The sequence below is a fragment of the Paenibacillus pectinilyticus genome (genome assembly GCF_001700435.1).
GTDB classification, from domain to species: domain Bacteria; phylum Bacillota; class Bacilli; order Paenibacillales; family NBRC-103111; genus Paenibacillus_E; species Paenibacillus_E pectinilyticus.
This window is the reverse complement of record NZ_LYPC01000011.1, coordinates 411,414-438,138: the sequence shown is the minus strand read 5'-3', so window position 1 is coordinate 438,138 and position 26,725 is coordinate 411,414. Positions and strand designations below refer to the sequence as shown.

Below are 26,725 nucleotides of genomic sequence, written 5' to 3'. Positions count from 1 at the left end.
GGAATGCCGAAGTTCCTTTTGAAGCGGTGGCACGGTCAACATATTGTGTGGATGTTCGTTCTGCTCATCGTCTTGACAGCCATTCTGTATATGTTCAAATGGTGGCTGGGCCTAACGGCTTTCGTGCTCTGTGGCGTTATGGCGTACTTTACGCTGCAAGCAGAGACAGCTTTTCGTCGTGAACTGAATACGTACGTCGGAACGATATCCCATCGGGTGAAAAAAGCGGGCAATGAAGTCATGAGCGGCCTGCCGATCGGCATTATTTTATATAATGAAGAGAAGCGAATTGAGTGGCACAACCCCTTCGTAGCGAAAATGCTAGGGCAAGACTCGGTCATCGGTGAGTCGCTCTTTGAATATTTCCCTGACTTGAAAAATAAGAAGGACAAAAGCGATAAACTGGAGCTGCAGGTCGGCCAATTTATTTATCAAGTATGGACCAGGCCTGAAGAGAGGCTCCTCTATCTGCGTGAAATCACCGAGCATGCGCTGCTTGCGAAGAAGTATGAAGACAGCAAAACAGCGATCGGCATCGTGATGATGGACAATTTAGAGGAAGCGACACAGGGCTTGGATGATCAGGCGCGCAGTATTATGCTGGCGAAGGTCACCGGTGAAATTACCGAGTGGGCCCAGAAGCACCAGCTGTATCTGCGGCGTACCTCATCCGATCGGTTCCTCATCTTGATGGATCAGAAGGCATTACGCCAACTGGAACAAACACGGTTTGAATTGTTGGATGACGTTCGGGATCTGACAATCGAGAATAAATTGCCGCTAACGCTCAGCATTGGGATCGCCTCAGGGGCTGAGCAACTAACAGAGCTTGGTCAGATGGCACAAATGGGGCTGGACATGTCACTCGGCCGCGGCGGTGACCAGGTGACGGTGAAGGTTGGGCAGCGGCTTTCCTTCTACGGCGGAAGAACGAATGCGGTGGAGAAGCGCACACGCGTCAGAGCGAGAGTCATCTCGCATGCGCTGCGTGATCTGATGAAGGACAGCGACAAGGTCGTCATCATGGGACATCGCTTCGCAGACATGGACTCCATCGGCGCGGCGATTGGCGTGCTGAAAGCCGTGCAAGTAGTCGGCAAAGAAGGCTACATCGTACTGGAAGGCGTGAATCCGGCCATTCAGAAAGTGATGGAGACGATCTCCGCTGACGAGCGCCTGCACCGTTGGTTCATAACGCCGGAGCAGGGCATGCAGATTACGACGCAGCGCTCGCTAGCAGTTGTCGTAGATACGCACAAAGCATCCATGGTCGCTGAGCCAAGGCTGCTACAGCTGACGAGCAGGGTCGTGGTGGTCGATCATCACCGTCGGAGTGAGGAATTCATCCACGATGCGACGCTCGTCTATATGGAGCCTTACGCGTCCTCTACGTGCGAGCTCGTGACGGAACTGCTGCAGTATATCAACGAGAAGCTGTCGATGGAAGTGCTGGAGGCCACGATGCTGCTTGCTGGGATTGTGGTAGATACGAAGAGCTTCAGCCTGCGGACGGGAGCCAGAACCTTCGAAGCCGCATCTTACTTGCGTCGCAATGGGGCGGATTCTGCGCTCATTCAGAAGCTGCTGAAGGAAGATCTCGATTCTTATATTGAGCGAGCCGAGGTTATTAAGCACACCGAAACGATCTATGATCATGTGGCATTGGCAGTTGCTGAGCCATCACGTAAATATTCTCAGTTGATGATCGCGCAAGTTGCTGATACATTGTTAAATATGACGAATATTATGGCTTCCTTCGTAATTGCCGAACGACCGGACGGATTAATCGGCATCAGCGCGAGATCGCTGGGGCAGATGAACGTCCAAGTTGTTATGGAGCGTCTAGGCGGTGGCGGGCATTTGACCAACGCAGCTACACAGACGGATTGCACATTAGAGGAAGCAACGAAACGACTAAAACAAGTACTAGCTGATATACAGGAAGAGGAGGGACTTTTCGAATGAAAGTAATTTTACTGAAAGACGTTAAAGGCCAAGGTAAGAAGGGCGAAGTGAAAGAAGTATCTGAGGGCTATGCACAGAATTTCCTGATCGCACAAGGACTTGCTGCTCCAGCTACACAAGGTACAGTTAAGGTGTTGGATAACCAGAAGAAAGCGGAGCAACGCCGCAAAGATCAAGAGAAGGCTGACGCACAGGCACTAGGTGAGAAGCTTGGCGAAATGACCGTTCAAATTAAAGCGAAGTCTGGCGAGGGTGGACGTTTATTCGGAGCTATTCCTAGTAAACAAATCGCAGAAGTGCTTGAGAAACAATATAAGATCGTGATCGATAAGCGTAAAATCGTGTTGGAAGAGCCTATTCGTACACTAGGTGTAACGAAGGTTCCTGTGAAGCTGCATGCGGAAGTTACGGCTAGCTTGAATGTGCAAGTAACGGAAGAGAAGTAAGATATACGTATAGACTTTAAGATCAAGAGTCCCAGTCTGGGGCTCTTGTCTCTTGTAGACACAATAATTGGCACATATATGAACCTATTAAGCAGAAATGAAAGGCGGGTACAGTAGCATGAGCAACGGAGATAATATGTTTGTGGATCGCGTACCGCCGCAAAATATAGAAGCGGAGCAAGCCGTCTTAGGTGCGATCCTGATTAACGGTGAAGCTTTAATTACCGCGATGGAGCGGATTACAAGCGATGATTTCTATCGCGGCACGCATCAGCGGATTTTCGAGGCGATTGTGGAACTCGCCGAGGATCAAGAGCCAGTCGATCTGATTACATTGACGGCGCTTCTTCAGAACAAGCAGCAGCTTGAGGAAATCGGCGGCGTAACGTATCTTTCTGAGCTGGCGAATGCGGTACCTACCGCAGCGAATATCGACTACTACGCGGCGATTGTCGAGGAGAAGTCGATGCTTCGCCGTTTGATTCGCACCGCGACCCAGATCGTCACCAATGGCTACGCCAATGAGGATGATGTCGGGGCGATGCTCAGTGAGGCGGAGGCGAAGATCCTTGAGATCTCGCAGCGCCGGAGCTCCAGCGGCTTCGTCGTCATCCGCGACGTGCTCATGGAAGTGTTCGAGAAGGTTGAAAACCTCTACTCGAACAAGGGCGGGTCAACGGGAATCCCATCAGGATTCATTGACTTGGACAAGATGACGTCCGGCTTCCAGCGTTCTGACTTAGTTATTTTGGCCGCTCGACCTTCTGTTGGTAAAACCGCATTTGCTCTGAATGTGGCGCAGAATGTCGGCGTTCGGGCCAAAGAGACCGTCGCGATCTTCTCGCTCGAGATGGGGGCCGCGCAGCTCGTCCAACGTATGATCTGCGCCGAGGCCAACGTCGATGCGAACCGTATGCGGACGGGGTATCTCGAAGGCGACGACTGGGAGAAGCTGACGATGGCGATCGGTGCCTTATCCGAGGCGAACATCTATATCGATGATACCCCGACGATTACGGTCGCGGATATCCGGGCGAAGTGCCGTCGTCTACAGCAGGAAAAAGGGCTCGGCATGATCCTCATCGACTACTTGCAGCTAATTGCTGGCCGTGGGGGTAAAGGCGGCGACAATCGTCAGCAGGAGGTCTCTGAGATCTCTCGTACGCTGAAGCAGATTGCCCGTGAGCTGAATGTACCGGTTATCGCGCTCTCGCAGCTGAGCCGGGGCGTTGAGCAGCGGCAGGACAAGCGTCCGATGATGTCAGATCTTCGGGAATCGGGTTCCATCGAGCAAGATGCCGACATCGTAGCGTTCCTTTACCGGGACGATTACTACGATAAAGAATCCGAGAAGAAGAACATTATCGAGATTATTATTGCCAAACAGCGGAATGGTCCAGTAGGCACCGTCGAGCTGGCCTTCTTAAAACAATTCAATAAATTCGTGAATATGGATCGCAGTCATCAAGAAGCAGCAGCCGGGCAGTATTGACGGCTGTTTTTTTATTGTACAGACATAAAAACAGCCCTACAGAGGCAACTTAGGGAGAAGTGAATATCATAAGAGCAGGAGCAAAGCTGGCGGTTTGTACTCTTTTATGACCAGCAGTGAAAGAGTTTGCGTAAATTCCGAACAATTATACAGACACCCCTATAATCGTTCGTTTTTCATTGACTTTGGCATGGGGGACTGCTAAACTAAAGACGGTGAAAAAACCTTGATCGAATGCCGCCTTAGAGCAGGTAACTCGAAATAAGGTCGTTTTTTCATGCCGAAGGGTAGGTTTCCTTCCTCCTGCAGACTACTGCCGAAGAAAAGAGACCAGGTATTCCTTTCCGGTGAGTAAGTGAGAGTTAGCTCTCTAATCTGTTGCTGTGTGCAGCAGTGAATAGAGGAAGTTGCATCACCAGAATCGCCAGAGGGAAAGTGCAATGGACGCTGAACGCTTTAGCGCTTTAATGAAGTCCAACTTTCTTCTGTGGTCTTACAGCCATAACGGCTCATTATGGGTGACTTGTCACCGTACGGAGGTAAGTGCATATGTCAACGGTTGTTGTTGTCGGTACGCAATGGGGAGACGAAGGAAAAGGTAAAATCACGGATTTCTTAGCAGAGTCTGCTGAGGTTGTTGCTCGTTATCAAGGTGGTAACAATGCAGGTCATACGATCATTATTAGCGGGAAGAAATATAAGCTTACGATGATTCCTTCCGGTATTTTTTACAGAGATAAAGCTTGTGTCATCGGGAATGGGATGGTTATCAACCCGGCTGCACTCATTGAAGAAATTAACTACATTCATGATAATGGTTTTACAACAACGAACCTAAATATCAGTGATCGCGCGCATGTTATTATGCCGTATCATTTGGTGCTTGATGGTCTTGAAGAAGATCGCAAAGGTGATAGCAAAATCGGTACAACACGCAAAGGGATTGGCCCTTGCTACATGGATAAAGCAGCTCGTAACGGTATTCGTATCGCGGATTTGATGGATGCTGAAGAGTTTGAATTGAAGCTGCGCCGTATCGTTGCTGAGAAAAACGTTTTGATCGAGCAAGTCTACGGATCCGAAGGTCTTGATGTGGAGCCAATCCTTCGTCAGTACCTCGAGTACGCAGAAGTGATTCGCCCTTACGTGAAAGACACGTCAGTTATCTTGAATGAATATATCGACCAAGGTCGCCGCGTGTTGTTCGAAGGCGCGCAAGGCGTAATGTTGGATATCGACCAAGGGACATACCCGTATGTAACTTCCTCGAACCCGACAGCAGGCGGTGTGTGTATCGGTTCAGGCGTAGGCCCAACGAAGATCCACAACATCATCGGTGTAGCGAAAGCTTACACAACGCGTGTTGGCGACGGCCCGTTCCCAACGGAATTGGACAATGAAATCGGCGCTTGGATTCGCGAAAAAGGTTTTGAGTACGGCACGGTAACAGGTCGTCCTCGTCGTGTCGGCTGGTTCGACAGTGTTGTCGTACGTCACGCAAGACGCGTCAGCGGCATCACGGGCTTGTCTTTGAACTCCATAGACGTTCTGACAGGTCTAGAAACGGTCAAAATCTGCACAGGCTACATGTACCGCGGTGAGCTGATCGAGCACTACCCAGCTAGCTTGAAGGCTATCTCCGAGTGTGAAGCTGTATACGAAGAGCTTCCAGGCTGGACAGAAGATGTGTCCGAAGCTCGTACACTGAGCGATCTGCCAGAGAACGCTAGACACTATGTTGAGCGTGTTTCGCAACTAACAGGCATTCCAATCGCGATCTTCTCCGTAGGCCGTAACCGTGAGCAAACGAACTTGGTTCGTCCGATCTACGCGTAACATCCATAGATAAACGCAATAATCCTCTAGGCTGATCAGCAGCTTAGAGGATTTTCTTTTTGCCTATAGGGATATAATGGCAGGGTTTTCGTCCATACTGGAAGGAGGAGCATATCGATGCGAACGTAACGTTGGGAGTGATACATAGCGAATGAAACTAGTTAAATGGTTAGGTAAAATCGTCATAGGCACCGTCCTTATAACATCAATTACGATGTTTACAACGTGGTACGTGGTGAACATGTATGTGGAGGATATATTTCGACAATATCAGCTGCCTGCTATGGGTAAAAAGATTCAATTTGGTGAATTTGCGTCAAGATTAGCGGGAGAGCTGAATATAGTTAGGGGGAAAGACGGGGGGAAGCAAACCGCGCTGGGGAATAATTCGTCTCCTGCACCGTCTGCAACGCCTAGTTCCAACCCGTCTGGGGCCGTTTCAAGCCCAAGTCCTAGTCCAAATCCGAATGATCAACAACCCGTGAACGGTATTAGTTCGTCTGGTGGTATAGGTACTTTGCCGAGTGGCCAAGATGATGCCATACCCGTAATGGGAAGCGCTCGAACGGAGGAGAGCGAGAAGAAGGAGCTTGTCATGTCCACAGAAGATTTTGCCAAAAAGAAAGAAGCGCTGTCGAGTGATGATAAGATGAAAATATTCTCACTAGTCGTCTCGAAGCTGCCCCAGGATGAAGTGCAGAAGCTTTCGACGATCCTGGAAGATGGGATCACGACGCAGGAGCTTGATCAAGTGAACACGACGCTTAAGAAGTATTTGAGTGACAAAGAGATGACCCAGCTCATGGATATTTTAAATAAATATTGATGACAAGGTGTATGAAAACGTAGGAAAGCTGCTGACACATGAATGGAGCAATGGGAGCTTTCCTGCTAGGTTTCACGTATTTTCGCCAATTATTGTAAAAATAATAACATGGCCATTGGGATTTTGAACAAAATATGGGTGCAAAAACGACTTCTTTTGGTGCTAGACACGAATCTATCACATGGTGAACGAGTATTTTGTTGAAATAGGCACAGAAAGTGTGTTAAATTTAACAAAAGAAAGATAGCATAATGGATATTATGTCTAATCAAGGTTTATTTATGTATCTCTATCGTAATGATTCAGGTAATGATATCTGAGCTATTACGTCATAGATGCAAAACCGTTCAAAGGGAGAAGATCATGACAGGTTTCAGGGGTATGCGTTTTGTCATGGATCTCATTAAGAGATTCACGCCTAAGCGAGAGAGCTTGACCGGAAATGAATCCATATCAGACAAGCAGCCAGAAGAGGTTTCGACATCAACGACGCTAACGGTATTCAAACAACATAAATGGTCACTTGCACTAGGCGTAGGTGCTGTTGTACTTGCGGGAGCGATTACGTTCTCCGGACATCAGTATGTAGAAGCGGGCATGGATAATGTCTACCATGTGATGCTGGACAATCAAGAAATAGGTATCGTAAGCGATAATAAAATAATTGATGCATATAAGCTTAATAAACCGTTAGAAGTACAGAAGAGTTTTCCTAATGTTCACGTTGTGCTGAAAACAGACGGTATCACCTACACGTCTGAAAGGGCTTACAATAAGAAAACGGATAATTCGTCTGTTATTTCGTCATTAGATGAGCTGCTCGTACCGCAACCCGTTGGTGTTGCACTGAAAGTGGACGGCAAGACGATCGCAATTGTGAAGGATCAGGAAACCGTGGATACGATTCTTGGTCAAGTTCGAGATCCATTCACGCCAAAATCAAAAGATAATGCCAAAGTTGCTGCGCTATCAACAAGTATTGGCGATGATATCTCGACAGCTCCATCTGAGCTGGAGAAGGTAGAATTCGTCCAGAAAGTTGATACGCTGGAAGTACCCATTAATCCTACAGAGCTAGCCAAGCCTGAGGATGTTGTGAAATCTTTGCTCACAGGTGATGTTCAACCCGCCAAGTACACCGTTGTAGAAGGCGATTGTGTATCCTGTATTGCGAAGAAATTGGGACTGTCGAAGCAGTTTATTTATGATAACAATCCAGGACTTCAAGATGATAAGCTGAAGATCGGCAATCAGTTGGATGTTACGATGTTGAAACCTACGCTTTCCGTGAAAACAACGGAGAAGGTCGTAAGGAATCAGGAGATTCAGTACGATACCGAGTATGTGAAGGACGACTCCATGCGTTTAGGCGTAGTCGAACCGATTTCACCGGGTAAGAATGGTCTCAAGAAAGTAACGATCGAGGTGACGAAGGTCGATGGTTTGATGACCGCAGAGCAGGTCGTGAATGAAGAAATCGTGGATCAGCCAGTTACGGCGAAAGTGAAAAAAGGAACCAAAGTCATTAAAGGTGAAGGTACCGGGAAGTTCGCATGGCCCGTAATTTCGCCAAGTATCTCAAGTACATTCGGTTATCGTTGGGGCAAGTTACATAAGGGCATCGACATCACAGGTAACAAGAGTATTATGGCTGCAGATAATGGCAAGGTTGTTGAAACAGGTTATAAATCCGATTACGGCAATTATATAATTATTAACCATTTAAATGGATATGAAACACTATATGGCCATTTGAGCCAAATTATCGCGAAGTCAGGCACCATCGTCGAGAAGGGCGATAAAATTGGAATTATGGGGAGCACTGGCGACTCCACAGGTGTGCATTTGCATTTTGAAATTCACAGCAGTGGAAACTTGGAAAATCCTTTGAAATATTTGAATCGTTAACAAACAATTGAGGCAAGGCTGATCCGGTTAACTCGGAGGGCCTTGTCTCTTTTTACTTCAATGTATGGTAAAATGATCATAAACATGAATGAAATACCTGATAGGCATAGAATTGAACGCTGACCATTGGATCGCTATTGGAAGTGAGCCATGTCAGTGATTACATAGTAGGCGGTGGTCGTATGTTTGGGAAAATTCTTGTGGTCGATGACGAACAACCAATTGCTGATATTTTGAAGTTTAACTTGGAAAAAGAGGGCTATCAGGTGATCTGTGCCTATGATGGCGGAAGCGCAGTGGAGCTTGCCTTCTCAGAGCAGCCAGATCTGATTCTGCTGGATCTCATGCTGCCTGTAAAGGATGGCATGGATGTGTGCCGTGAGGTGCGCTCCAAGCTCAATACGCCGATTATTATGCTAACAGCGAAGGATACGGAGCTGGACAAGGTTCTAGGGCTGGAGATGGGCGCTGACGACTATGTGACGAAGCCATTCGGCACGAGAGAGCTGCTAGCCCGCGTGAAGGCACATCTGCGCAGACAGACGAAAGCGCAAACAGCGCCGAACGAGCCGGAAGCGCAGCGCAACGGGACGCGCATTCATGCACTGTTCATCGATAACGACATGTACATGGTATACAAGGATGGGACACCCCTTGATCTGACGCATCGGGAGTTCGAGCTGATTCAATATTTGGCCAAAAACTCAGGCAAAGTGATGACCCGCGAGCATCTGCTGCAAGCGGTGTGGGGCTTTGAATATTTCGGCGACGTCCGAACCGTCGATGTGACGATTCGTCGCCTGCGCGAGAAGCTGGAGACGGATCCTAGCCGTCCAGAGTATATCATGACGCGCAGAGGTCTTGGTTATTTGATGCGCAGTCCGAAAGCCGGTGGCTTCTAAGCATGAAGGGCATCCGCTTCTTTCAATCGATTCAAGCGAAGCTAATTATTATATATGTGCTGCTGATCCTCATCGCGATGCAGTTGATTGGCGTCTATTTCTATAAGACGGTAGAAACGTACTTCAAGAACGATTTCTTAGCGTCGCGCAATAGTCAGGTGACGCTGCTCGCCGGCTTCGTGGAGTCGTATTTGACAGGGGATCAGGACAGCAAGAATGCGACGGAAGGTAAGAAGACGTATGCGGATTTAAATGAATTCGTGAGCAATTTATTCTCAATTAATAATGCAGAAATTCAAATCATAGATGCCAACGGGAACGTCATCAGTACGTCCGTTGCCAGCCATTTGAAGCAAAAAAATACACAGCCCGAAGTCATCCGAGCCCTGCAAGGGATTAAGGACAATCAGCGGATTTTTACGGACGAGGATGGCTATCGGAAGGTCATTATCGCCAAGCCGGTCGGAACTGGGGCACGTGTTTTAGGCGCGGTGTATATTATCGCGTCCATGGAAGATGTGTATAAGACGATTCGCTCAATTAATCGTATCCTGATCTCGGCGACTTTGATTGCCTTGGGATTGACGGCACTTCTTGGCGTTCTTTTAACGAGCACGATAACGAATCCGATTAAAGAGATTACGAGACAAGCGACAGCGGTAGCCGAAGGGAACTTCGACCAGCAGGTCGTGATTCAGGGAACCGATGAGATTGGGCAGCTGGGACAGACCTTCAATTTCATGATGAATCGGCTGAAAGAAGCGCTCTCGCTCAATGAGGAAGAGAAGGAGAAGCTTGCTTCGATTCTGACGAATATGAATGACGGTGTCATCGCGACAGATGACCGAGGTCAGGTGATCGTGCTGAATCGACGGGCGAAGCAGATTCTGCAAGTGGAGGAAGAGACGACACTTGGCCTCGATATTTCCACGGTGCTCGGCATTCCCCTGGAAACGATTCGCGGTTTGGTGACCGGTCAAGTGAATACGACCTTACTGGACATCAAGCTGCCTGACGATGAGGACGAGCAGCTGTCGGTGCGTATTACGTTCACGCCGATTCATAAGCGCGGCGAAGGGCAGCACGGGATCATTGCGGTGCTGCAGGACGTCACCGATCAAGAGAAGCTCGAGCAAGCTCGGCGAGAGTTCGTCGCGAACGTCTCACATGAGCTGCGCACGCCGCTGACGACGATCAAGAGCTACCTCGAGGCGCTCGACGACGGAGCGATCGAGGAGCCGCAGCTTGCATCACGCTTCATCAGCGTGACGCGGAGCGAAACCGAGCGGATGATCCGCTTGGTGACGGATCTCCTGCACTTATCGCGGCTGGATTCGAAGCAATCCATGATGAGCAAGTCCTCGACTCTCGTCAGCGAGATGCTGGAGGAGGTCGCGGACCGGTTTTCTTTTCAGCTGCAGCAACGGAAAATTCAGATTGTGATTCAAGTCGATCAGGGCGTAACCAGTTTATTGCTCGACCGCGATAAAATTGATCAAGTGCTCGATAATTTGGTATCGAATGCGATTAAGTATACCGGTGATGAAGGAATGATTCGCTTGGAAGCTCGGAAGATGGAGCGAGAGATGCTGGAAATTTCCGTGCAAGATAACGGAATGGGGATTCCGAAGAAGGACCTTTCACGTATTTTCGACCGCTTCTATCGGGTGGATAAAGCGCGCTCCCGCAACATGGGAGGCACAGGTCTCGGACTGTCCATTGCCCGGGAAATAGTGAAAGCACATGGAGGAACCATCGGACTAGAATCTGAATTGGGACAAGGAACACGTGTCCTATTTACGTTACCGATTATGCAGGCTGAGGAGGATGAGGCATGATTGAGAGCTTGAAATCGATCTTTCTTGTCGTGTTGATTGGTACAAGTCTGTATCAGAGCTTCATACTCGCATCCTATAGTCCTCCTAAGATTGAACCAATACAGCAAAGCAATTATGTTCAGACGGAGACGCTGGGCAAGCAAGCGGAGCTATCGGATATGTTATTTCCCGATCAGCTGATCATCCATTTGGGGAACCAACAGCACTCGGTGCTGTATCCGAACAATTATTACTACACCCGATTGCTGGATAACATCAAGCAGCGCAGTTTCAGAGGCTTTCGTAAAACGTCGATGTACCTCGTCAATGTAAATTGGGAGGAAGTTCGGACGAAGCAGCTTGGTGTGGAGATTCGCTTCCGTGATGGCATCCCTTTTACCATCCTGCAGCAGTTGTTTCGGATCGAAGGCGAGATCCCTGTAGAGAACGATAAGATCACTAAGATCTGGATCTATTCGAAGGGCACGAATGATGAGGTTCGGGCATTCTTTTTCACAGATTCGCCTGGGGTGGGTTATGAAGTCATCGGGGCGGATTTTACGAGTAAGGACGTTGAGAACTTCGTTGCTTACGGCGAGCCGACGAACTTGTACAAAACAACGAATAGCGGCGATTATTACCTGCCTTTGAAGCCGTTGAGTATTCCGAGCTACACGTTTACCTATACACAGCTTACGGCCGATCAGCTCAAGCAAAGCTTGTTCGTTGATCCGGGGATTACCCGCTATCTCAAAGAGCGCGATGGTTCGGAGATTTACACGGACAGCAAGCGCGGATTCCAACTCAACCGGGATCAACGGTGGGTTACCTATTCCGATCCTGTAGCACCGGCTGTAAGTAAAACCGAGGTTCTGGACGATTTGTTAGCCGGCATCAAATTTATTAATCAGCACATCGGGTGGGATGGGAAATATATGGTGTCCCGCACACCGCAAAAGCAGCTCTTGGACAACCAGACCTTCATGTTCCGCCAATACTATGATTCGCTGCCGATTGTGACTGCACAGCCGGAAGGCTTCGGTACGATGAAAATGCAAGTACAGAAGGGTGTTATTTCTGGTTTCGAGCGATCCATGGTTATTCCCGATCTGAAATCCGGGCAGCGACGTGACAGCCAATTGATGTCAGGCGAAGCTTTAGAAGAAAGATTACAATATTACAAGAATCGGGCTAGTATCGTTTCTATTTTCCCGGCTTATCGTCCTCTGGTGACGGATAAGACGCTGACCTTAACCAGCGTGTGGGCGTTAGAGATGCGGGATGGTACGTATGATTTTATCGAGTAAGTCAGATGTTCGGGAAAGGTTGGTGAGATTATGAATTGGAGTAGGGCTAAATCGATTTTGATTGCTTCTTTTTTACTGTTGAATATGATTCTCGGCTTCCAGCTATGGTCCACCAATCGTTCCAATCAAACAGACGTTTCTTCGGACGCCTCCAGTACGGTTGAGGATCTGAATCGTGCCCTCCGCAATAAAAATATCCGACTCACGGATGAGCTGCCAACTGATCAGCCGAAGCTGAAGGTCATTACCGTGAAGTATGATGATAGCATCAAACCGGGTGAGGAAAAGACATTGCGGGTACCCCTTATCATGAGCACGCTGCTCGGTAAAGGGGCAAGTAAAGAAGGTCAGTCACTTTCGGAGATTCCAAACTTCGGGATGTATCAGTTAGATTCGGCGATAAGCCGGAACGGCATTTATGTATTTTCACAGTTATATGGCAAGATTCCGTTATTTGATGTAAGAGTCGAGCTGAATGAGAAAAATGGAGAAATTACCAGTTACCGTCAAGCTTACGTTGAAGTAGAATCAGAGGTAGAACAGACCGAGCAGAAGTTGATTTCGGCACAATTGGCGGTCCGCAGCTTAGTGGACAATTATTTAAGTGATGGCTCGATCATTACCGAGGTTCGCCTGGGGTATCATGGACAACCTTATAATTCGCAAACACAGCCGATGTTCCCACAGTGGCGGATTGCGGTCGATAACCGAGACATTTATTATGTGCAAGCATTCAATGGTGCAGTGGAGTCCCTGCAGAATGGGTCAGATCCTCCGCCTTTCGGTAAGGATGAAGAGGATGGCGCACCGAAGGCTTCGCCAGCTCCTGACGACAAGAGCACACCTAAGAAGTAGAAGAATGAACGGCTATGAACGAATAACCAACTGGCAGACAGGTAGCATAGAGGAGTAGGGTAGATGGGCATTCGATTTACAGTGTTATCAAGTGGTTCAACAGGGAATGCAACGGTCATCGATAACGGTGAGGTAAAGCTCTTAGTTGATGTAGGCTTCAGTGCGAAGAAGATGGAGCTGTTAATGAAGGAGCGCGAGCTCGCGGCGAGCAGTATCGACGGGATCCTAGTTACGCATGAGCATTCCGATCATATCAAAGGATTAGGTGCTTTCGCGCGGAAATATGATGTGCCCATTTATGCGAATGAGAAGACATGGGTGGAGCTGGATCGTCAGATTGGCGTCATCGCCGAGGGGAATAAACGCGTGATGGACACCGGCGGTGTGGAGGAATTCGGCACGCTGAAGGTGGAATCCTTCGGGATTTCGCATGATGCGGCGGAGCCGGTGGGGTACGTCTTTTATGAAGGGGATCAAAAGCTAAGCGTTGTGACGGATCTTGGGTACATGAGTGAGAAGGTCAAGGAAAAGATCGCGGATTCTGACGCTCTAGTCCTGGAAACGAACCATGATGTCGACATGCTGCGTGTGGGGCATTATCCGTGGAGCATTAAGCGTCGAATTCTTGGGGACAAAGGACATTTATCCAACGAAGCCGCAGGGGAAGCGCTCTGTGACGTGATGACGAATAAGACGAAATCGGTCTACATGGCTCACCTTAGCCGTGATCATAACTTAATGGATTTGGCCAGGCTGACCGTGAATAATATTGTAGAAGAGCGGGCCCCTGAGGCGAAACAGCTGAGATTGATGGATACGTATTTTGACCGTTCTACGAAATGGGATGTATTGGATTCGGAGTAAGTGCAGCGTCGAGTTCTTGGGACTTGAGCTGAATTTCCTGCGCAGTGACAAGACCTTTATCAATCAACACTTGAATGAGAGATGAGAGGACGAGGGACTGGTGATAGTGGCTTTCCTTGAGGTCAGCGAGCTTACCGATCATATTAATTTCTTCAAAATGAGTAGGAATACGGTTCATGGCAGCATTCTCCTTTAGATAATGTTCTAGTGATATCGCCAATAAGAAAAGCAATTTTCGGGAATCGAAAACTTATCCTTTCATATGTGGAAAAGTTGGTTTACACTCTAGTAATTCGGTAAGAGATTTGGTTTACTATTATTGTAGGCAAGAAGCGAGCGAAACATTCCTATTATTTGCAAAAATCCAATCGTGGATTGCTTGAAACGATCCATGGATGACAATAAACCAAGGCGAGTATGGCGCTGGCCCCGTCAGCGAGGAGGGACCTGAAATGAGTTTGTTTGATGATGATTTTTATTCGACCAAAAGGTCCAGAAAGCGCGAGCCGGTCTGGCGTCCCAAAGAGACAGGGAATTTCAGGAGTTTCACAAGCATTACGGGCCGAAGACGATATGTCGCCCTCATAGCAGGTGTCGTTGGGGCAGTAGGAATGCTAGTCGTTGTAGGGATCGTTCATTCGTTCGGAGGCAGCACTTCGTCTAAGACCGCACTAGCGATTCCTGTGGTGGCCAAGGCTGAAGTTCATCCGATGAACAGTAATGATGCTGTCGTTGCGGCAACGGACAAAATAAAACCAGCCGTGGTCAGCGTGATCTCCTCGAAGAAGGACGATGCTGGCCAAGAAACGGGCATTGGTATTGGATCCGGCGTTATGTTTGCGAAAAACGGGGATAAGGTTCGTATCGTAACGAATAGTCACGTCGTAGAGAACGGGAATCAGTTCGAAATCGTGAATTTCGAAGGTGAGCATCGTAAGGCTACGCTTGTGGGTCGGGACAAAATTACGGATTTGGCCGTACTAGAGGCCGATGGCAAGGATGTGAAAGTGCTTGCGGAATTCGGTGACTCCGACTCGCTGCGCGCGGGTGAAATGGCGATTGCCGTGGGCAATCCGCTAGGGCTTGGCTTCTCGCCAACGGTAACTCAAGGGATCGTATCTTCGCCGAAGCGGACGATACCGGTCGCGCTGTCACGTGAAGGCACGGACTATGACTGGGAGATGGACGTTATCCAGACGGATGCCGCGATTAACCAAGGTAACAGCGGTGGCCCACTGGTGAACATCGAAGGTAAGGTCATCGGTATTAACTCGATGAAGATTGCAGATACAGGCGTAGAGGGCTTAGGCTTCGCGATTCCAATTAATAGTGTGAAACCCATTATTGATAGTCTAATCAAGGACCATAAGGTGAAACGGCCGTTGATTGGGGTGTCGACGCAGGAGCTGCAAGCTTTTAAAGGGACGGATGTATTAAAGTTACCTCCAGATGTGAAAACTGGTGTTATCGTCTTCGACGTGTCGGGCCCTGCGAAGGAAGCGGGACTGAAAGCACAGGATGTAATCGTGCAGCTGGATGATCGCAAGATCGATAGTACGATCGCCTTGCGGAAGTACCTCTATAACGAGAAGAAGATCGGCGACAAGATCAATGTGGTGTACTATCGCGGCGGGAAGAAGCTGACGACGGTGCTGACTTTGGTCGAGGCGACGGATAAGTAAAGGTAAGCTCAATTGATAAAAAGAAATCTACAGAACCGCACACGGATGAGAGGTAGCAACATGCATGTCGTTTGTAAAGATCATGTGGAAATAGCCATAGATGAATTTGTTGATGAGTACGAGGAAGCACCAGACGTTGTGGATTTGCAGAAGACCCACTTCGCCCACTGGTCACCGCCTGAGCATTGCGAGCATTGCCAGTCATTATCACGTTTTCTCATTGTATGAGGGAGGCCTTTGCGGCCTCTTTTTTCTTTTTTGGGGGAGTCGGTCGTAACTGACTAGCAGAAGTAGAATCGGGAATCGGAGGATAGTCGGAAAACCCGAGTATGTAGAGTGGAATCGGGCACTGTAGCGGTGAGATGAACGGAAAATTCGGCTAACTTGAGTAGAATGCGGCCTGGGAGCGGTGAGATGGTCGGAAAATCTGGTTAACTTGAGTAGAATCGGGCCTCGGAGTGGTGAGATGAACGGATAATCCGATTAACTCGAGTGGAAGCAGGCCTCGCAGCAAGCGAATAAGTCGAAGAAATCGATATATATCGGAAAATCGAGGCGTACACAAGTGAATATGTCGAAGGAATCGACATACAGGAGAGAACCAAGGTCTGCGCAAACGAATAAGTCGAAGAAATCGACATATTTGGGAAAATCGAGGCCTGCACAAGAGAATAAGTCGAATAAATCGACATACAGGAGAGAACCAAGGCCTGCGCAAACAAATAAGACGAAGAAATCGACATGGAGGAAAATCGGAGCCTGCGAAAGTGAATATGTCGAATAAATCGACACTAAGGGAAGTATGATAGGTCGGCTATATTTTTGGATAAACGCACTCGTCCTGGGATGACGGCGTAGCCGTTTATTTTACAAGCCGATCGGGTGCTTCGCTAATCTTGGCTAATGTTCGTATACGATGCTTAAATGAATCGTGAATTGGGCGACTTAATAAAAAAAAACCCGACATGTCTGCCGGGTCCTTCGATATGAAATAAATTGCGCATAGAGAACTAGTATGGTATGATTGGAGCACTATTGCTATTTTATTTTTATGTAATGGCATAGTTATTGCATATTATCTACATCTTTATCTTACCATGTAGATTCGCTGTTTGTCAAATGTTCTTTTTCTTCTCCATATTTGACGTAGAAGGAGTGTATTCAAGAAGATGATGGACTTCAACGATTGGGAACAAGAGCAGAAGTGGCTCGATCTAGTTACAGAGAAACTGCGTTCGAGAATTATCGAGTTAGAGCCTGAGGTGGATCAATTGTATGGTCAGGCTTCCGACATCCGTAAACGCTTCTGGGAAGAAGTTACGATCAATACAAGCACGGATGAAGACTTCGAGGAGACGTTCTTCACGATCAAGCAGCAAGCGGCATTGTTATCCGAACGGGAACGTATCCATACATTGCGGAAGCAGCAATGGAAGAATTTGAATCGGCTGCTTGTATCGCCGTATTTTGGGCGGATCGACTTTCAAGAAGATGGAGAGAACACGCGTGAGCAAATATATATTGGTGTTTCTTCTTTTGCAGATACAGATGGGATGAATTTCTTAATTTACGACTGGCGAACGCCTATTGCAAGTTTGTATTACGATTATTCCCCTGGCTCGGTCGCGTTCACAACACCTGGTGGGCAAATTACGGGGAAGATGCTCCTGAAGCGACAGTACCAAATTCGTGACGGGAAGGTTCAAAATTTGTTCGACTCCAGCATAACGATTGGCGATGAATTACTGCAACAGGTACTAGGCCAGGGTGCAAACACACAGATGAAGAGCATTGTCGCTACGATTCAAAAGGAGCAAAATGCGATTATCCGTAACGATACGAGCAAGATGCTTATTGTGCAGGGTGCGGCAGGCAGTGGAAAGACCTCTGCGGCTCTGCAGCGAGTAGCCTACTTGTTATACAAACACCGTGAGCATCTCACGGCTGATCAGATTGTTCTTTTTTCACCAAATCCGATGTTCAATAGTTATGTGTCTACCGTCCTTCCCGAATTAGGCGAGGAGAACATGCAGCAGGCAACCTTCCAAGAATATCTAGAATATTGGTTAGGATCGACGTTCCGTCTGGAGGATCCCTTTGATCAGCTCGAGTATGTACTGACAGCGGAATCAGCTCCAGCTTATGAGTCCCGGTTGAGTGGCATTCAATATAAATCTTCGGAAGATTTCCTTAAAGTTCTGAAAACATACGCGTCATGGCTTGCACAAGAGGGTATGCTGTTTCATAGCATTCGTTTTCAAGATCGTGATTTGATTTCAGGTGATCAAATAAAAGCCCAATTTTACAGCTATGATGCTTCCATTCGATTGACCAACCGCATTGCGCTGTTGCAAGAGTGGCTGCTGCAAGAATTGAGCTTGATAGAGCGCAAGGAACGTTATGCCCCTTGGGTTCAGGAGGAAATAAACTATTTGGAGAATGAGCAGTATGCCGATGCGTTCCAAGTACTGCACAAGGAGCGGGGGCTCTTTGATTTCGCGGAGAAATATGCGAGAGCCTATGAGATTATTCATAAACAGCGCCGTGGAGATGAGGGTGACTTCGATTATGCGGAGCGAGAGGAAGAATTACTGCGCCGTGTGATTGTGAAGGAGTCTTTTAAACCGCTGAGGCGGAGTGTAAAGAAAATGTTGTTTATTGATGTGCAGGGGCTGTATAAGCAGCTGTTCCAAGAGGATGGCATGTATCAAGCAATGACAAATAGGTTTGTAGTGCCCGCCTTATGGCCGGAAATCTGTGAACAGACCAAGGAGAAGCTGAGTAAGCAGGAACTTTTTTATGAGGATGCTGCCCCGTATTTGTATTTAAAAGAACTTATAGAAGGCGCTCGGACGAACACGGAGGTACGCCATATCTTCATAGATGAGGGTCAGGATTACTCGATGTTCCAATATGAGTTCCTTAAGAAACTGTTCCCTCGTGCTCGTATGACCGTGCTCGGCGACTTCGGTCAGGCGATTTTCACGCATGCAACGAGTTTACATGGGGCGACTTCTCCTTTGATCGGGCTATACGGCGAAGACGAAACGAGCCAAATTGTTCTGTACCGCAGCTATCGCTCAACGCGTGAGATTGTCGAATTTACGAGGCCGCTGCTGCCAAATGGCAAGGAGATTGTGCCTTTTGAGAGAAGTGGGAGCAAGCCTCTTCTCATTGAGGCCGGCAGCGAGGAGATGAGGACGAAGCGGATAGCTGCAGACCTAGCAGCGCTGCAAGCTGAAGGCTTGGGATCCATCGCTGTGATCACGAAGACAGAAGCCGAGAGCACAGAGGCATACGACCGTTTAACAGCCCACGGATGCGAGGGATTGCGGCTTATTACCAAGGAAACGCCTATTTTCGAAAGGGGAATCATGGTGATTCCTTCTTATCTTGCTAAGGGCGTTGAGTTTGACACCGTCATGATCTACGATGCTTCTGCAGCATTGTATCATCGAGAAAGCGAGCGCAAGCTCTTTTATACGGCTTGTACGCGCGCAATGCATCGGCTTTTGCTTTACACGGATAAGGAGTGGACACCTTATATTCGGGCGTTGAGCCAGACGTTATATGAGATGGAGCCCTTACATGAATAACGCACGCCTTTAGAAGATAAAAGGATAAGGATACCACACGGTAACAGGGCTTAGAAGTAGAAAGGCATTCAGACGGGGTCTGGATGCCTTTTTCTGCGTCGTAGTAGGTCAGGTGATAGTTCGAAATGAATACGCAAATGTTATTTGGTTTCTTGGATAAGCTCGATAAAATGCTGGGCTGCTTTGGATACATGGCGATCCTTCAGCCAAATCAATCCCGTTGCTAATTTGAGCTGACTGTCTGCGATTTCGTAAGCTTGAAACGCATACTCGCGATGCAATTTAACAATAGACTCCGGTACGATCGTTGTCGCATCTCCAGAGGATACCCATTCCAATAGCGTGACCATATCGGAACATTCCCCGATGACGTTAGGAAGCAGACCACGTTCGGTAAATTGGTCGATGATACTGTGATACAGCCCAAGCCCCTCTGTACTTGGCAAAATGAGCGGATAACGCTGAATATCAGCGTAAGCGAATGACAGTGATTCCGACGCGAAGGATGGAGCGGCCACGAAATAGAAAGGCTCCGATTGCAGCTGGACGACTTCAAAATCACTTAGTTCCATCGGGAGCCGGATAATAGCAAGCTCGATGGTATGTTCCCGAATAAGCCGAAGCAGCTGAGCGGATTCATTCTGTTGTATTTTATACGTAACCTCAGGGTAGCGAGTTTTAAAAATACGCAGCAATTGCGGCAGTTGTGCCGAGGACAGCGTGTTAACGCCTATTCGTAACTTGCCGCGCGTACCCATGCCGATCTCTTTTACATCATTCTCCGCTTCCTCTATAAGCTTCGTCAAATGTAGGGCATGTTTATATAAGGCCTGTCCGGCTTCGGTCAGTTCGATGACTTTACCCGTTCGAAGAATAAGCTGGACGCCGAGCTCCTGCTCCATGAGCTTCAATTGTTGGCCTAGCGGGGGCTGCGTCATGTGCAATCTTTGGGCGGCAGCGGTAATTTGCTTCTCTTCCGCGATTGCGATGAAATAACGAAGTTGGCGAATATCCATCGTAGGGTGACCTCTTTTCCAAAGGATAAAAGTATGAAAACTAAAGGATATAGATATTTTTCGTATACTTATCGATATGATACCATAGAAGCCGATAGAAAAGGGGGAGCCTTTATGCTTCGAAAGTATCATTCCAATCCATATTTACATGTTCTACAATGGTTTATTTTTATGACCGCTAGTTCCGTGGCACTTCCTATCGTCATTGGTGGTCTGTTTCATTTGTCTCAGGACGAAATTGCCTCGTTGATGCAGCGTACATTTTTCGTAGTCGGGCTCAGTTCCATGCTGCAAGCAGCACTCGGGCATCGATTTCCGATCGTGGATGGTCCAGCGGGTTCATGGGTAAGCGTGTTTGTCATGATCGCTGGGATCTCCGCGAACCAAGGTCACACGGCCAAAGAAGCGCTGCAGATTCTAGAAGGCGGGCTGCTTATGGCTGGTGTGCTGTTGTTTTTACTGGGGATAACGGGCCTCTTTTATAAACTCCTTAATCTATTTACACCACTGGTGACGAATTTATTCTTGTTCATCTTGTCTTTGCAGTTGAGTGGTGTATTTCTGAAAGGCATGTTCGGCTTGAAAGCTGGGCAAGGGGCCGTAGATTATGGAACGATGCTAATCTCGTTAGCGGTATTCGGCGGCGTGGTGTTCCTGAATGTAAAAGGGAAAGGATGGACGCGTAACTATGCCGTACTGCTAGGGATTACCGGCGGTTGGGTGCTTCAGGCATTGGCCGTCGGTGGGATATCCAGTGCTGGCTCGGCTTCCGGTGCATGGATCAAACTTCCCGATATATGGGCATGGGGATTGCCCCGGTTGGATCCCGGCATGGCTTTGACAGCCGCGCTATTTACGCTGATCCTTGTTTCAAATCTTGTTGCCGCTATTACAGCGGCCCAGCAGGCCTTACCGAGGAAGGAACTCCCTGGTAAAGATGTTTATAACCGGGCTAGCCTAATCGCAGGCGTTTCTCACGGACTTTCGGCTTTATTTTCCGCTGTCGGTGTCGTTTCTCTTCCGGTTACGGCGAGTTTTATCAAAATGACGGGGCAAACGAGAAGGATGCCGTTCATCATCGCCTGCTTGGCGCTCTCGGCAGTTGCTCTTGTCCCTTCGATCGTCCATTTTCTTGCCCAGCTGCCTACGTCCGTAGCCAGTGCGGTTTCGTTGGCGACCTTCGTGCAAATGACCAGTAACTCGTTCTCCTCCTTGTCACGCGTCGTTCAAACACAGCGCCAGTTGACGATTCTGGGAATCGGCATTCTCGTCGGTGCCGGGTTCACCCTCATCGCGGCTTCACCTTTGCCTGAGCTTCCTGTAGTGATGCAGTATGCGTTTGGAAACGGGCTGTTAGTTGCCACTGTAGTGGTCATGGCCCTTGAGCGGTTCTGGCAGACGGACGCCAAATTAATCGTTTCGAACTAAAAGAAAGAGCCAAGTTCCTCAATGGAGGAAACTGGCTCTTTGTTCTTGCAATATATGGCCAATCCGAGTATAGCGGATTTTAATCAGTTGATGGCGCAGGTTTAATTTAATAGGAGTAAAGGGAGCCTGGAGTTGGTATAACTCTGGCTTTTTTGGCGTGAACGGGTGCTATTGGTGCGTATATACATCGAATGGTATGATGGGAGGAATGATTGGTTATAAGAGAGAAAAGAATGAAAAAATGAATGGGATAAGTGAAGGGGTACGTTATGCATATACAGATATTGACTGTTGGGAAATTAAAGGAGCGCTATCTCGTGGACGGGATCGCGGAGTACGTGAAGCGTCTTGGCCCGTATGCCAAGATGCAAATGATTGAGGTGCCGGATGAGAAGGCACCTGAGAATATGAGCCCTGCTGAGGAGCAGCAGGTGAAGGTTAAAGAGGGCGAGCGGCTGTTAGCCAAGCTCGGCGCGGATGTGTACGTCGTGGCGCTAGCCATCGACGGCGAGATGTGGACGAGCGAGCAGCTGGCGAGCTCGCTCGATAAGTTGGCCACCTACGGGCGGAGCCAGGTGGCCTTTGTTATTGGCGGCTCGCTCGGGCTGTCCAGCGAGCTGTTGCGCCGTGCGGATATGCGGCTGTCTTTTGGCCGCATGACGCTGCCGCACCAGTTGATGCGGCTGGTGCTGGTGGAGCAGATTTATCGCGCGATGCGGATAAATCGGGGGGAACCGTATCACAAATGACGCAAATTTTTTGGTATAAATCACACAAGTGCAGCAATTCGCAAGGCTCATTTAATTATTTTGGCCGGAACATTATTTGATGCTTCTTTGGGCTACGCCTAAACCTGAGATTTACCTGGATTTACCTGAAACTGCATAGGTCATGGTCATGAAACTAAAAAAGTTGATATTTCTAACTTCTAACTTTTTCTGCCACATGCGAGTGTAACAACTCCATGTGGTTTTTATTTTTCTTTGCTAAGAAACGATACTGCCTCAGGAGCGGTGACAATAATCTTCGACAACTCCTTCGACAGTTCCTCGGGCGTATACGGGAAGTCGTTCCCGATCCAATTGGCAATCAGGCCGATAAGAGCGGACATCCCATATTGGATGTATAGATCGACGTTCACCGTGCTTGCAGGATTGAACGAGTAGGTCAGATTATGATGACCATGGTAGATCAATTCCTCGTGAATCTTCTTGAGAAAGTCGATGGCAAGGCTTGAGGATAGCACAGTAGAGAAAAATTTCTTATTCTGATAAATGTATTCGAAGACCCTGATCAGCGAGAGTCGGTCCGCCTCCAGCACAACGGAATTGCTATTCTGGAACGGTTCATATAATGCTTGTTTGATCCCCTCGACCTCATTCTCCATGGCCTCTTTCAGTAAGTCTTCCTTGGAGTTGTAATGCTGATAGAAGGTCGAACGATTCAGATCCGAGGTTCTGATAATTTCTGAGACGGTAATTTTCGAAAAATCCTTCTTCTTAAGCAGTGTCACGAGCGTGTCGTTGAATACTTTTTTTGAACGAATTACGCGTTTGTCTGTCATATTTGTTTGCTCCTTATACCGTTTGCACATTTAATTCTGAAACTTAACGTACGATTCCGGATTATGTATCGGTAAACCGACAACTTCGCTAATGTTGGTGGTTGTTTATATCCTGATATTATAAATATAATGGTTCTTGAAAGAAAGTTAAACGACACTTTGCAATTAGAATCGTCTTCCTTATGAATCTGTCGGTTATTATCTTTAGGGGAGAATAATAGAAAAAGGAGTAAACCAAATGACAAACTTAACCGGAAGAAAAATCATTGTAACAGGCGGAGCCAGCGGAATGGGAAAAAGCTTGGTCGAGTCGTTGCCGGCTCTCGGAGCGCAGGTCGTTAGCTTCGACTTGAATGCGGAAGTGGGAGAACCGACCGCCAAGGAAGCGGGAGCCACATTCATTGCCTGCAACGTAGCGGACGAGCAGTCCGTGCAAGACGCGGTCAAGAAGGCGGTAGAGACGCTTGGCGGTCTGGACGTACTCGTTCACGCTGCGGGAATCGCGCCGGGCGGTCCTGCCGAGGACATCAAGCTTGAGGATTGGAACAAGGTCATGTCGATTAATTCGACAGGCACGTTCCTCACCAATAAGGCTGTATTCCCTTATTTCAAAGAGAAAGGCGGCGGTTCGATTCTGAACTTCGCAAGCGCTGCGGGCGTTCAAGGCTACGTGGGCAAAGCTCTTTATGCTGCGAGCAAAGGCGCCGTCGTCGCCTGGATGAGATCTCTGGCGGGAGAGTGGGGCAAGTACAATATTCAAGTCAATGCGATCGCACCCGCGATCTGGACGCCGATGTATGATAAGACGAGAGCCAGCATGTCGGCTGAGCAATTGGCTAAGCATGACGAGATGATGAAGTCAGCGGTTCCGCTCGGCGGCAAACTGGGTGACACCAAGAAAGATTTCGTTCCTGTTATGGCTTTCCTCTGCAGTGAGGATTCCCATTTCATGACCGGACAAGTCTTCTCCATCGACGGCGGAACGTTGATGCTTCGATAAGAGAACGGCGAACAGGGCTGTCCCGATAGGGGCAGCCCTGTTTGACGCTGGCGATGAATAGGGGAATGAGCAAAATGAAAGGCAATTAAGAGTCTTCAACTACTGGTTAAAGCTTTGGATCTAGATAATGAGGAGTCTATGAATGAAATACAGAGGGAGTTACAAAATCAAAATGACATTCTAAAGTTTATCAGAGCGGGCAAAGGTGATTTTCGGGGCGAACAACCAGCCTCTTCGTCTAGAGATTGATGAGTTGAGTATTGAGGATGAGCAAGAATGAAATGGGAATTATTTGTGGCCATTTTTTCGCCGATAGACCCTTTAAGCTGAACCGTATCACAAGTAAGGCGAAGTAGAGGCACCCCAAAAAGGGTGCCTTAAATTTGCTAAGATAAGTATCAATAATTTCAAATTTATTAACGCAGCAATAATATTAAGGATCAATTCCGTTAACACTCCCACGTTATAATTAAATCAAATTTGCCTATTCTAAACATCGAAAGTTGGGACGTTATGCAACTTCTTCACAAGATTGGGAGTCATCCAATCATTGCCGCAGTTCGTAAAATAGAAGATTTGGAGACAGCACTAAACAGCTCCGTGGCAAATATTTTTTTTATGGGTGGGACCGTCAAGGAAATTGTCCGTAGCGTTGAACTCACCCAAGAAGCCGGGAAAGGTGCTTTTGTTCACATTGATCTCATTCGGGGCTTATCCAACACAGATCGAGAGAGCGTCGAATGGATTGCGGAGTACGTAGGAGCCGACGGCATAGTAACGCCCAAGGGGCATTTAATTAAGGAAGCTAAGAGATTGGGACTATTCGGTATTTTGCATTTGTTCATTCTGGACTCTGGGGCTTTAGAAAATGGATTAAAACTTTGCCGGCAGATTGAACCTGATGGCATTGAATTGATGCCCGGAGTCGTTGAAAAAATTCTACATATGTTCTCCTATGAGCTGGAAAATACGCCAATTATTGCGAGCGGCTTAATTCAGACTGAAGAAGAAGCAACTGCTGCGTTATCTGCTGGAGCCACATCATTGTCCGTCAGCTCGGAGTTACTTTGGAACCTTCGCTTCGATCAGCTGTCTCTCTAATTTTAACAAAACGGATACATTCAATTAATATTGCGAGAACAATTCGTTGATATCATTACATTATTAGATGAGAGATTCGAAGAACTTAATATAAGTAAATTAATTTTGCTTAGAGTGATGACCAAGAGAAAGCTCTGAACAATAATTATGCGGATGGAATATTCGCCTATTTATTGTTGTTCAGAGCTTTTTTTATTTATTTTCTGGAGGTGCTGCAATGACCGTTTCACGTAATCGCCGATTTAAATGGATGTTAATACCAATGATATTCTTGGCTCCCGCCTTGATGTTATACGCTGTCTTCTTCCTATATCCACTTGCTTACACAGTATTTTTAAGTTTTCATCAATGGGACATGATCAACCCAGACAAAGATTTCGTCGGTTGGGATAATTACTACTCCTTGTTCAAGGATGAAGTGTTGTGGAAGGCGCTCGTCAATACATTCTTGTACATGCTCATGACGATCCCTATATCAATGACACTTGGCTTCTTATTGGCGTTGTTTATTGAGAGCTTGCAACGCGGCAAGTCATTTTACCGGTTTATTTTCTATCTTCCCGTCGTCTCGTCGATTGCCGTCGTCTCCATCGTTTGGATGCTAATGTACGACCAACATCATGGCATTATTAATCAACTATTTGGAGTATTTGGTATCAAGGGACCGAATTGGTTGGCAGATTCATCAACTGCATTGTGGGCAATTGCCATCGTTGGTATTTGGAAAAGTTTGGGCTCTGAGATGCTGCTCTATATTTCTGGCCTGAAATCGATCGACAAAAGTTTGTATGAGGCCGCTTCTATTGACGGAGCAAGCCGTACTCACAAACTGATACACATCACTTTGCCTTTGCTATCGCCGATCACATTGTTCCTTCTCGTCATGGGCATGATTTCCTCGTTCCAGAATTTCGCGCTCGTTAAAATTATGACAGGAGGCGGGCCGAACAACTCGACAAACGTACTGGTCTACCAGATTTATCAGGAGGCTTTCGGATTCTTTAACATCGGACGTGCTGCTGCCATCTCTCTACTGCTTTTCCTGATCGTACTGACGATTACTGTAGTGCAGCTTAAAATCTCGAAGAAGACCGTGCACTACGGTTGATAAGAAAGGGTA

At 47.7% G+C, this 26,725-nt stretch carries 22 protein-coding genes; 19 read left to right on the top strand and 3 right to left on the bottom strand.

Annotated elements, in window-relative coordinates; genetic code table 11:
- The first annotated feature begins 3 nt into the window (after nt 1-3).
- From A8709_RS05700 to A8709_RS05650, 11 genes are all read left to right on the top strand, one after another.
- Entirely contained in the window at nt 4-1,965 is a 1,962-nt protein-coding gene (locus A8709_RS05700; RefSeq protein WP_065851201.1) for a DHH family phosphoesterase, read from the top strand.
- A complete protein-coding gene (gene rplI / locus A8709_RS05695; RefSeq protein ID WP_065851200.1) occupies nt 1,962-2,411 on the top strand; it encodes a 50S ribosomal protein L9 in 450 nt (149 codons plus the stop codon). The genes A8709_RS05700 and rplI overlap by 4 nt, the downstream gene beginning before the upstream one ends.
- A 118-nt stretch (nt 2,412-2,529) precedes the next feature.
- Nucleotides 2,530-3,903, top strand: a complete 1,374-nt coding sequence (dnaB, locus tag A8709_RS05690) for a replicative DNA helicase (protein ID WP_065851199.1) — start codon at nt 2,530-2,532, stop codon at nt 3,901-3,903.
- A gap of 549 nt (nt 3,904-4,452) precedes the next feature.
- Nucleotides 4,453-5,739, top strand: coding sequence for an adenylosuccinate synthase (locus tag A8709_RS05685; protein ID WP_065851198.1), 1,287 nt, complete (start codon nt 4,453-4,455; stop codon nt 5,737-5,739).
- 151 nt (nt 5,740-5,890) lie between these two features.
- Nucleotides 5,891-6,565: a hypothetical protein gene (locus tag A8709_RS05680; protein WP_065851197.1), complete on the top strand. Its 675-nt coding sequence runs from the start codon at nt 5,891-5,893 to the stop codon at nt 6,563-6,565.
- Between the two features lie 363 nt (nt 6,566-6,928).
- Nucleotides 6,929-8,473 carry a M23 family metallopeptidase gene (locus A8709_RS05675; RefSeq protein WP_065851196.1) on the top strand — a complete coding sequence of 515 codons (1,545 nt, stop codon included), beginning with the start codon at nt 6,929-6,931 and terminating at the stop codon, nt 8,471-8,473.
- 182 nt (nt 8,474-8,655) lie between these two features.
- Complete coding sequence (gene yycF / locus A8709_RS05670; protein ID WP_065851195.1) at nt 8,656-9,375, top strand: response regulator YycF; 720 nt, start codon at nt 8,656-8,658, stop codon at nt 9,373-9,375.
- Nucleotides 9,376-9,377: 2 nt separating this feature from the next.
- Nucleotides 9,378-11,213: a cell wall metabolism sensor histidine kinase WalK gene (gene walK, locus A8709_RS05665; protein WP_065851194.1), complete on the top strand. Its 1,836-nt coding sequence runs from the start codon at nt 9,378-9,380 to the stop codon at nt 11,211-11,213.
- Complete coding sequence (locus A8709_RS05660; RefSeq protein WP_065851193.1) at nt 11,210-12,499, top strand: YycH family regulatory protein; 1,290 nt, start codon at nt 11,210-11,212, stop codon at nt 12,497-12,499. The genes walK and A8709_RS05660 overlap by 4 nt, the downstream gene beginning before the upstream one ends.
- A 30-nt stretch (nt 12,500-12,529) precedes the next feature.
- Nucleotides 12,530-13,354 (top strand): two-component system regulatory protein YycI, encoded by an 825-nt coding sequence (gene yycI / locus A8709_RS05655; RefSeq protein WP_065851192.1) that lies wholly within the window; start codon nt 12,530-12,532, stop codon nt 13,352-13,354.
- Nucleotides 13,355-13,417: 63 nt separating this feature from the next.
- Nucleotides 13,418-14,218 carry an MBL fold metallo-hydrolase gene (locus A8709_RS05650; protein WP_065851191.1) on the top strand — a complete coding sequence of 267 codons (801 nt, stop codon included), beginning with the start codon at nt 13,418-13,420 and terminating at the stop codon, nt 14,216-14,218.
- Here the strand turns inward: A8709_RS05650 and A8709_RS05645 are convergent.
- A complete protein-coding gene (locus A8709_RS05645) occupies nt 14,187-14,396 on the bottom strand; it encodes a hypothetical protein (RefSeq protein WP_065851190.1) in 210 nt (69 codons plus the stop codon). The two genes, A8709_RS05650 and A8709_RS05645, sit on opposite strands and share 32 nt — an antisense overlap.
- A gap of 274 nt (nt 14,397-14,670) precedes the next feature.
- Between A8709_RS05645 and A8709_RS05640 the strand changes: the two genes are divergently transcribed.
- From A8709_RS05640 to helD, 3 genes are all read left to right on the top strand, one after another.
- The gene (locus A8709_RS05640) at nt 14,671-15,900 is read left to right on the top strand and encodes a S1C family serine protease (protein ID WP_065851189.1); all 1,230 of its coding nucleotides are present in this window, start codon (nt 14,671-14,673) and stop codon (nt 15,898-15,900) included.
- A gap of 60 nt (nt 15,901-15,960) precedes the next feature.
- On the top strand, nt 15,961-16,128 hold the full coding sequence (locus A8709_RS05635; protein ID WP_065851188.1) for a CxxH/CxxC protein: 168 nt from the start codon (nt 15,961-15,963) through the stop codon (nt 16,126-16,128).
- 944 nt (nt 16,129-17,072) lie between these two features.
- Nucleotides 17,073-19,496: an RNA polymerase recycling motor HelD gene (helD, locus tag A8709_RS05630; RefSeq protein WP_065851273.1), complete on the top strand. Its 2,424-nt coding sequence runs from the start codon at nt 17,073-17,075 to the stop codon at nt 19,494-19,496.
- Between the two features lie 140 nt (nt 19,497-19,636).
- On the opposite strand, the gene A8709_RS05625 is transcribed toward helD, so the two are convergent.
- Nucleotides 19,637-20,512: a LysR family transcriptional regulator gene (locus A8709_RS05625; protein ID WP_065851187.1), complete on the bottom strand. Its 876-nt coding sequence runs from the start codon at nt 20,510-20,512 to the stop codon at nt 19,637-19,639.
- Between the two features lie 114 nt (nt 20,513-20,626).
- Here A8709_RS05625 and A8709_RS05620 point away from each other — a divergent pair, with 114 nt between their 5' ends.
- Complete coding sequence (locus tag A8709_RS05620) at nt 20,627-21,940, top strand: purine/pyrimidine permease (RefSeq protein ID WP_065851186.1); 1,314 nt, start codon at nt 20,627-20,629, stop codon at nt 21,938-21,940.
- Nucleotides 21,941-22,209: 269 nt separating this feature from the next.
- On the top strand, nt 22,210-22,689 hold the full coding sequence (gene rlmH, locus A8709_RS05615) for a 23S rRNA (pseudouridine(1915)-N(3))-methyltransferase RlmH (RefSeq protein WP_065851185.1): 480 nt from the start codon (nt 22,210-22,212) through the stop codon (nt 22,687-22,689).
- Between the two features lie 224 nt (nt 22,690-22,913).
- Here the strand turns inward: rlmH and A8709_RS05610 are convergent, their stop codons facing one another.
- Nucleotides 22,914-23,504: a TetR/AcrR family transcriptional regulator gene (locus A8709_RS05610; RefSeq protein WP_065851184.1), complete on the bottom strand. Its 591-nt coding sequence runs from the start codon at nt 23,502-23,504 to the stop codon at nt 22,914-22,916.
- 238 nt (nt 23,505-23,742) lie between these two features.
- Here A8709_RS05610 and A8709_RS05605 point away from each other — a divergent pair, with 238 nt between their 5' ends.
- The 3 genes from A8709_RS05605 (at nt 23,743) to A8709_RS05595 (ending at nt 26,713) form a co-directional block, all read left to right on the top strand.
- Complete coding sequence (locus tag A8709_RS05605; RefSeq protein ID WP_065851183.1) at nt 23,743-24,504, top strand: SDR family NAD(P)-dependent oxidoreductase; 762 nt, start codon at nt 23,743-23,745, stop codon at nt 24,502-24,504.
- A gap of 513 nt (nt 24,505-25,017) precedes the next feature.
- Nucleotides 25,018-25,605 carry a glycerol-3-phosphate responsive antiterminator gene (locus tag A8709_RS05600; protein ID WP_065851182.1) on the top strand — a complete coding sequence of 196 codons (588 nt, stop codon included), beginning with the start codon at nt 25,018-25,020 and terminating at the stop codon, nt 25,603-25,605.
- Nucleotides 25,606-25,822: 217 nt separating this feature from the next.
- Entirely contained in the window at nt 25,823-26,713 is an 891-nt protein-coding gene (locus A8709_RS05595; RefSeq protein ID WP_065851181.1) for a carbohydrate ABC transporter permease, read from the top strand.
- Nucleotides 26,714-26,725: the final 12 nt, after the last annotated feature.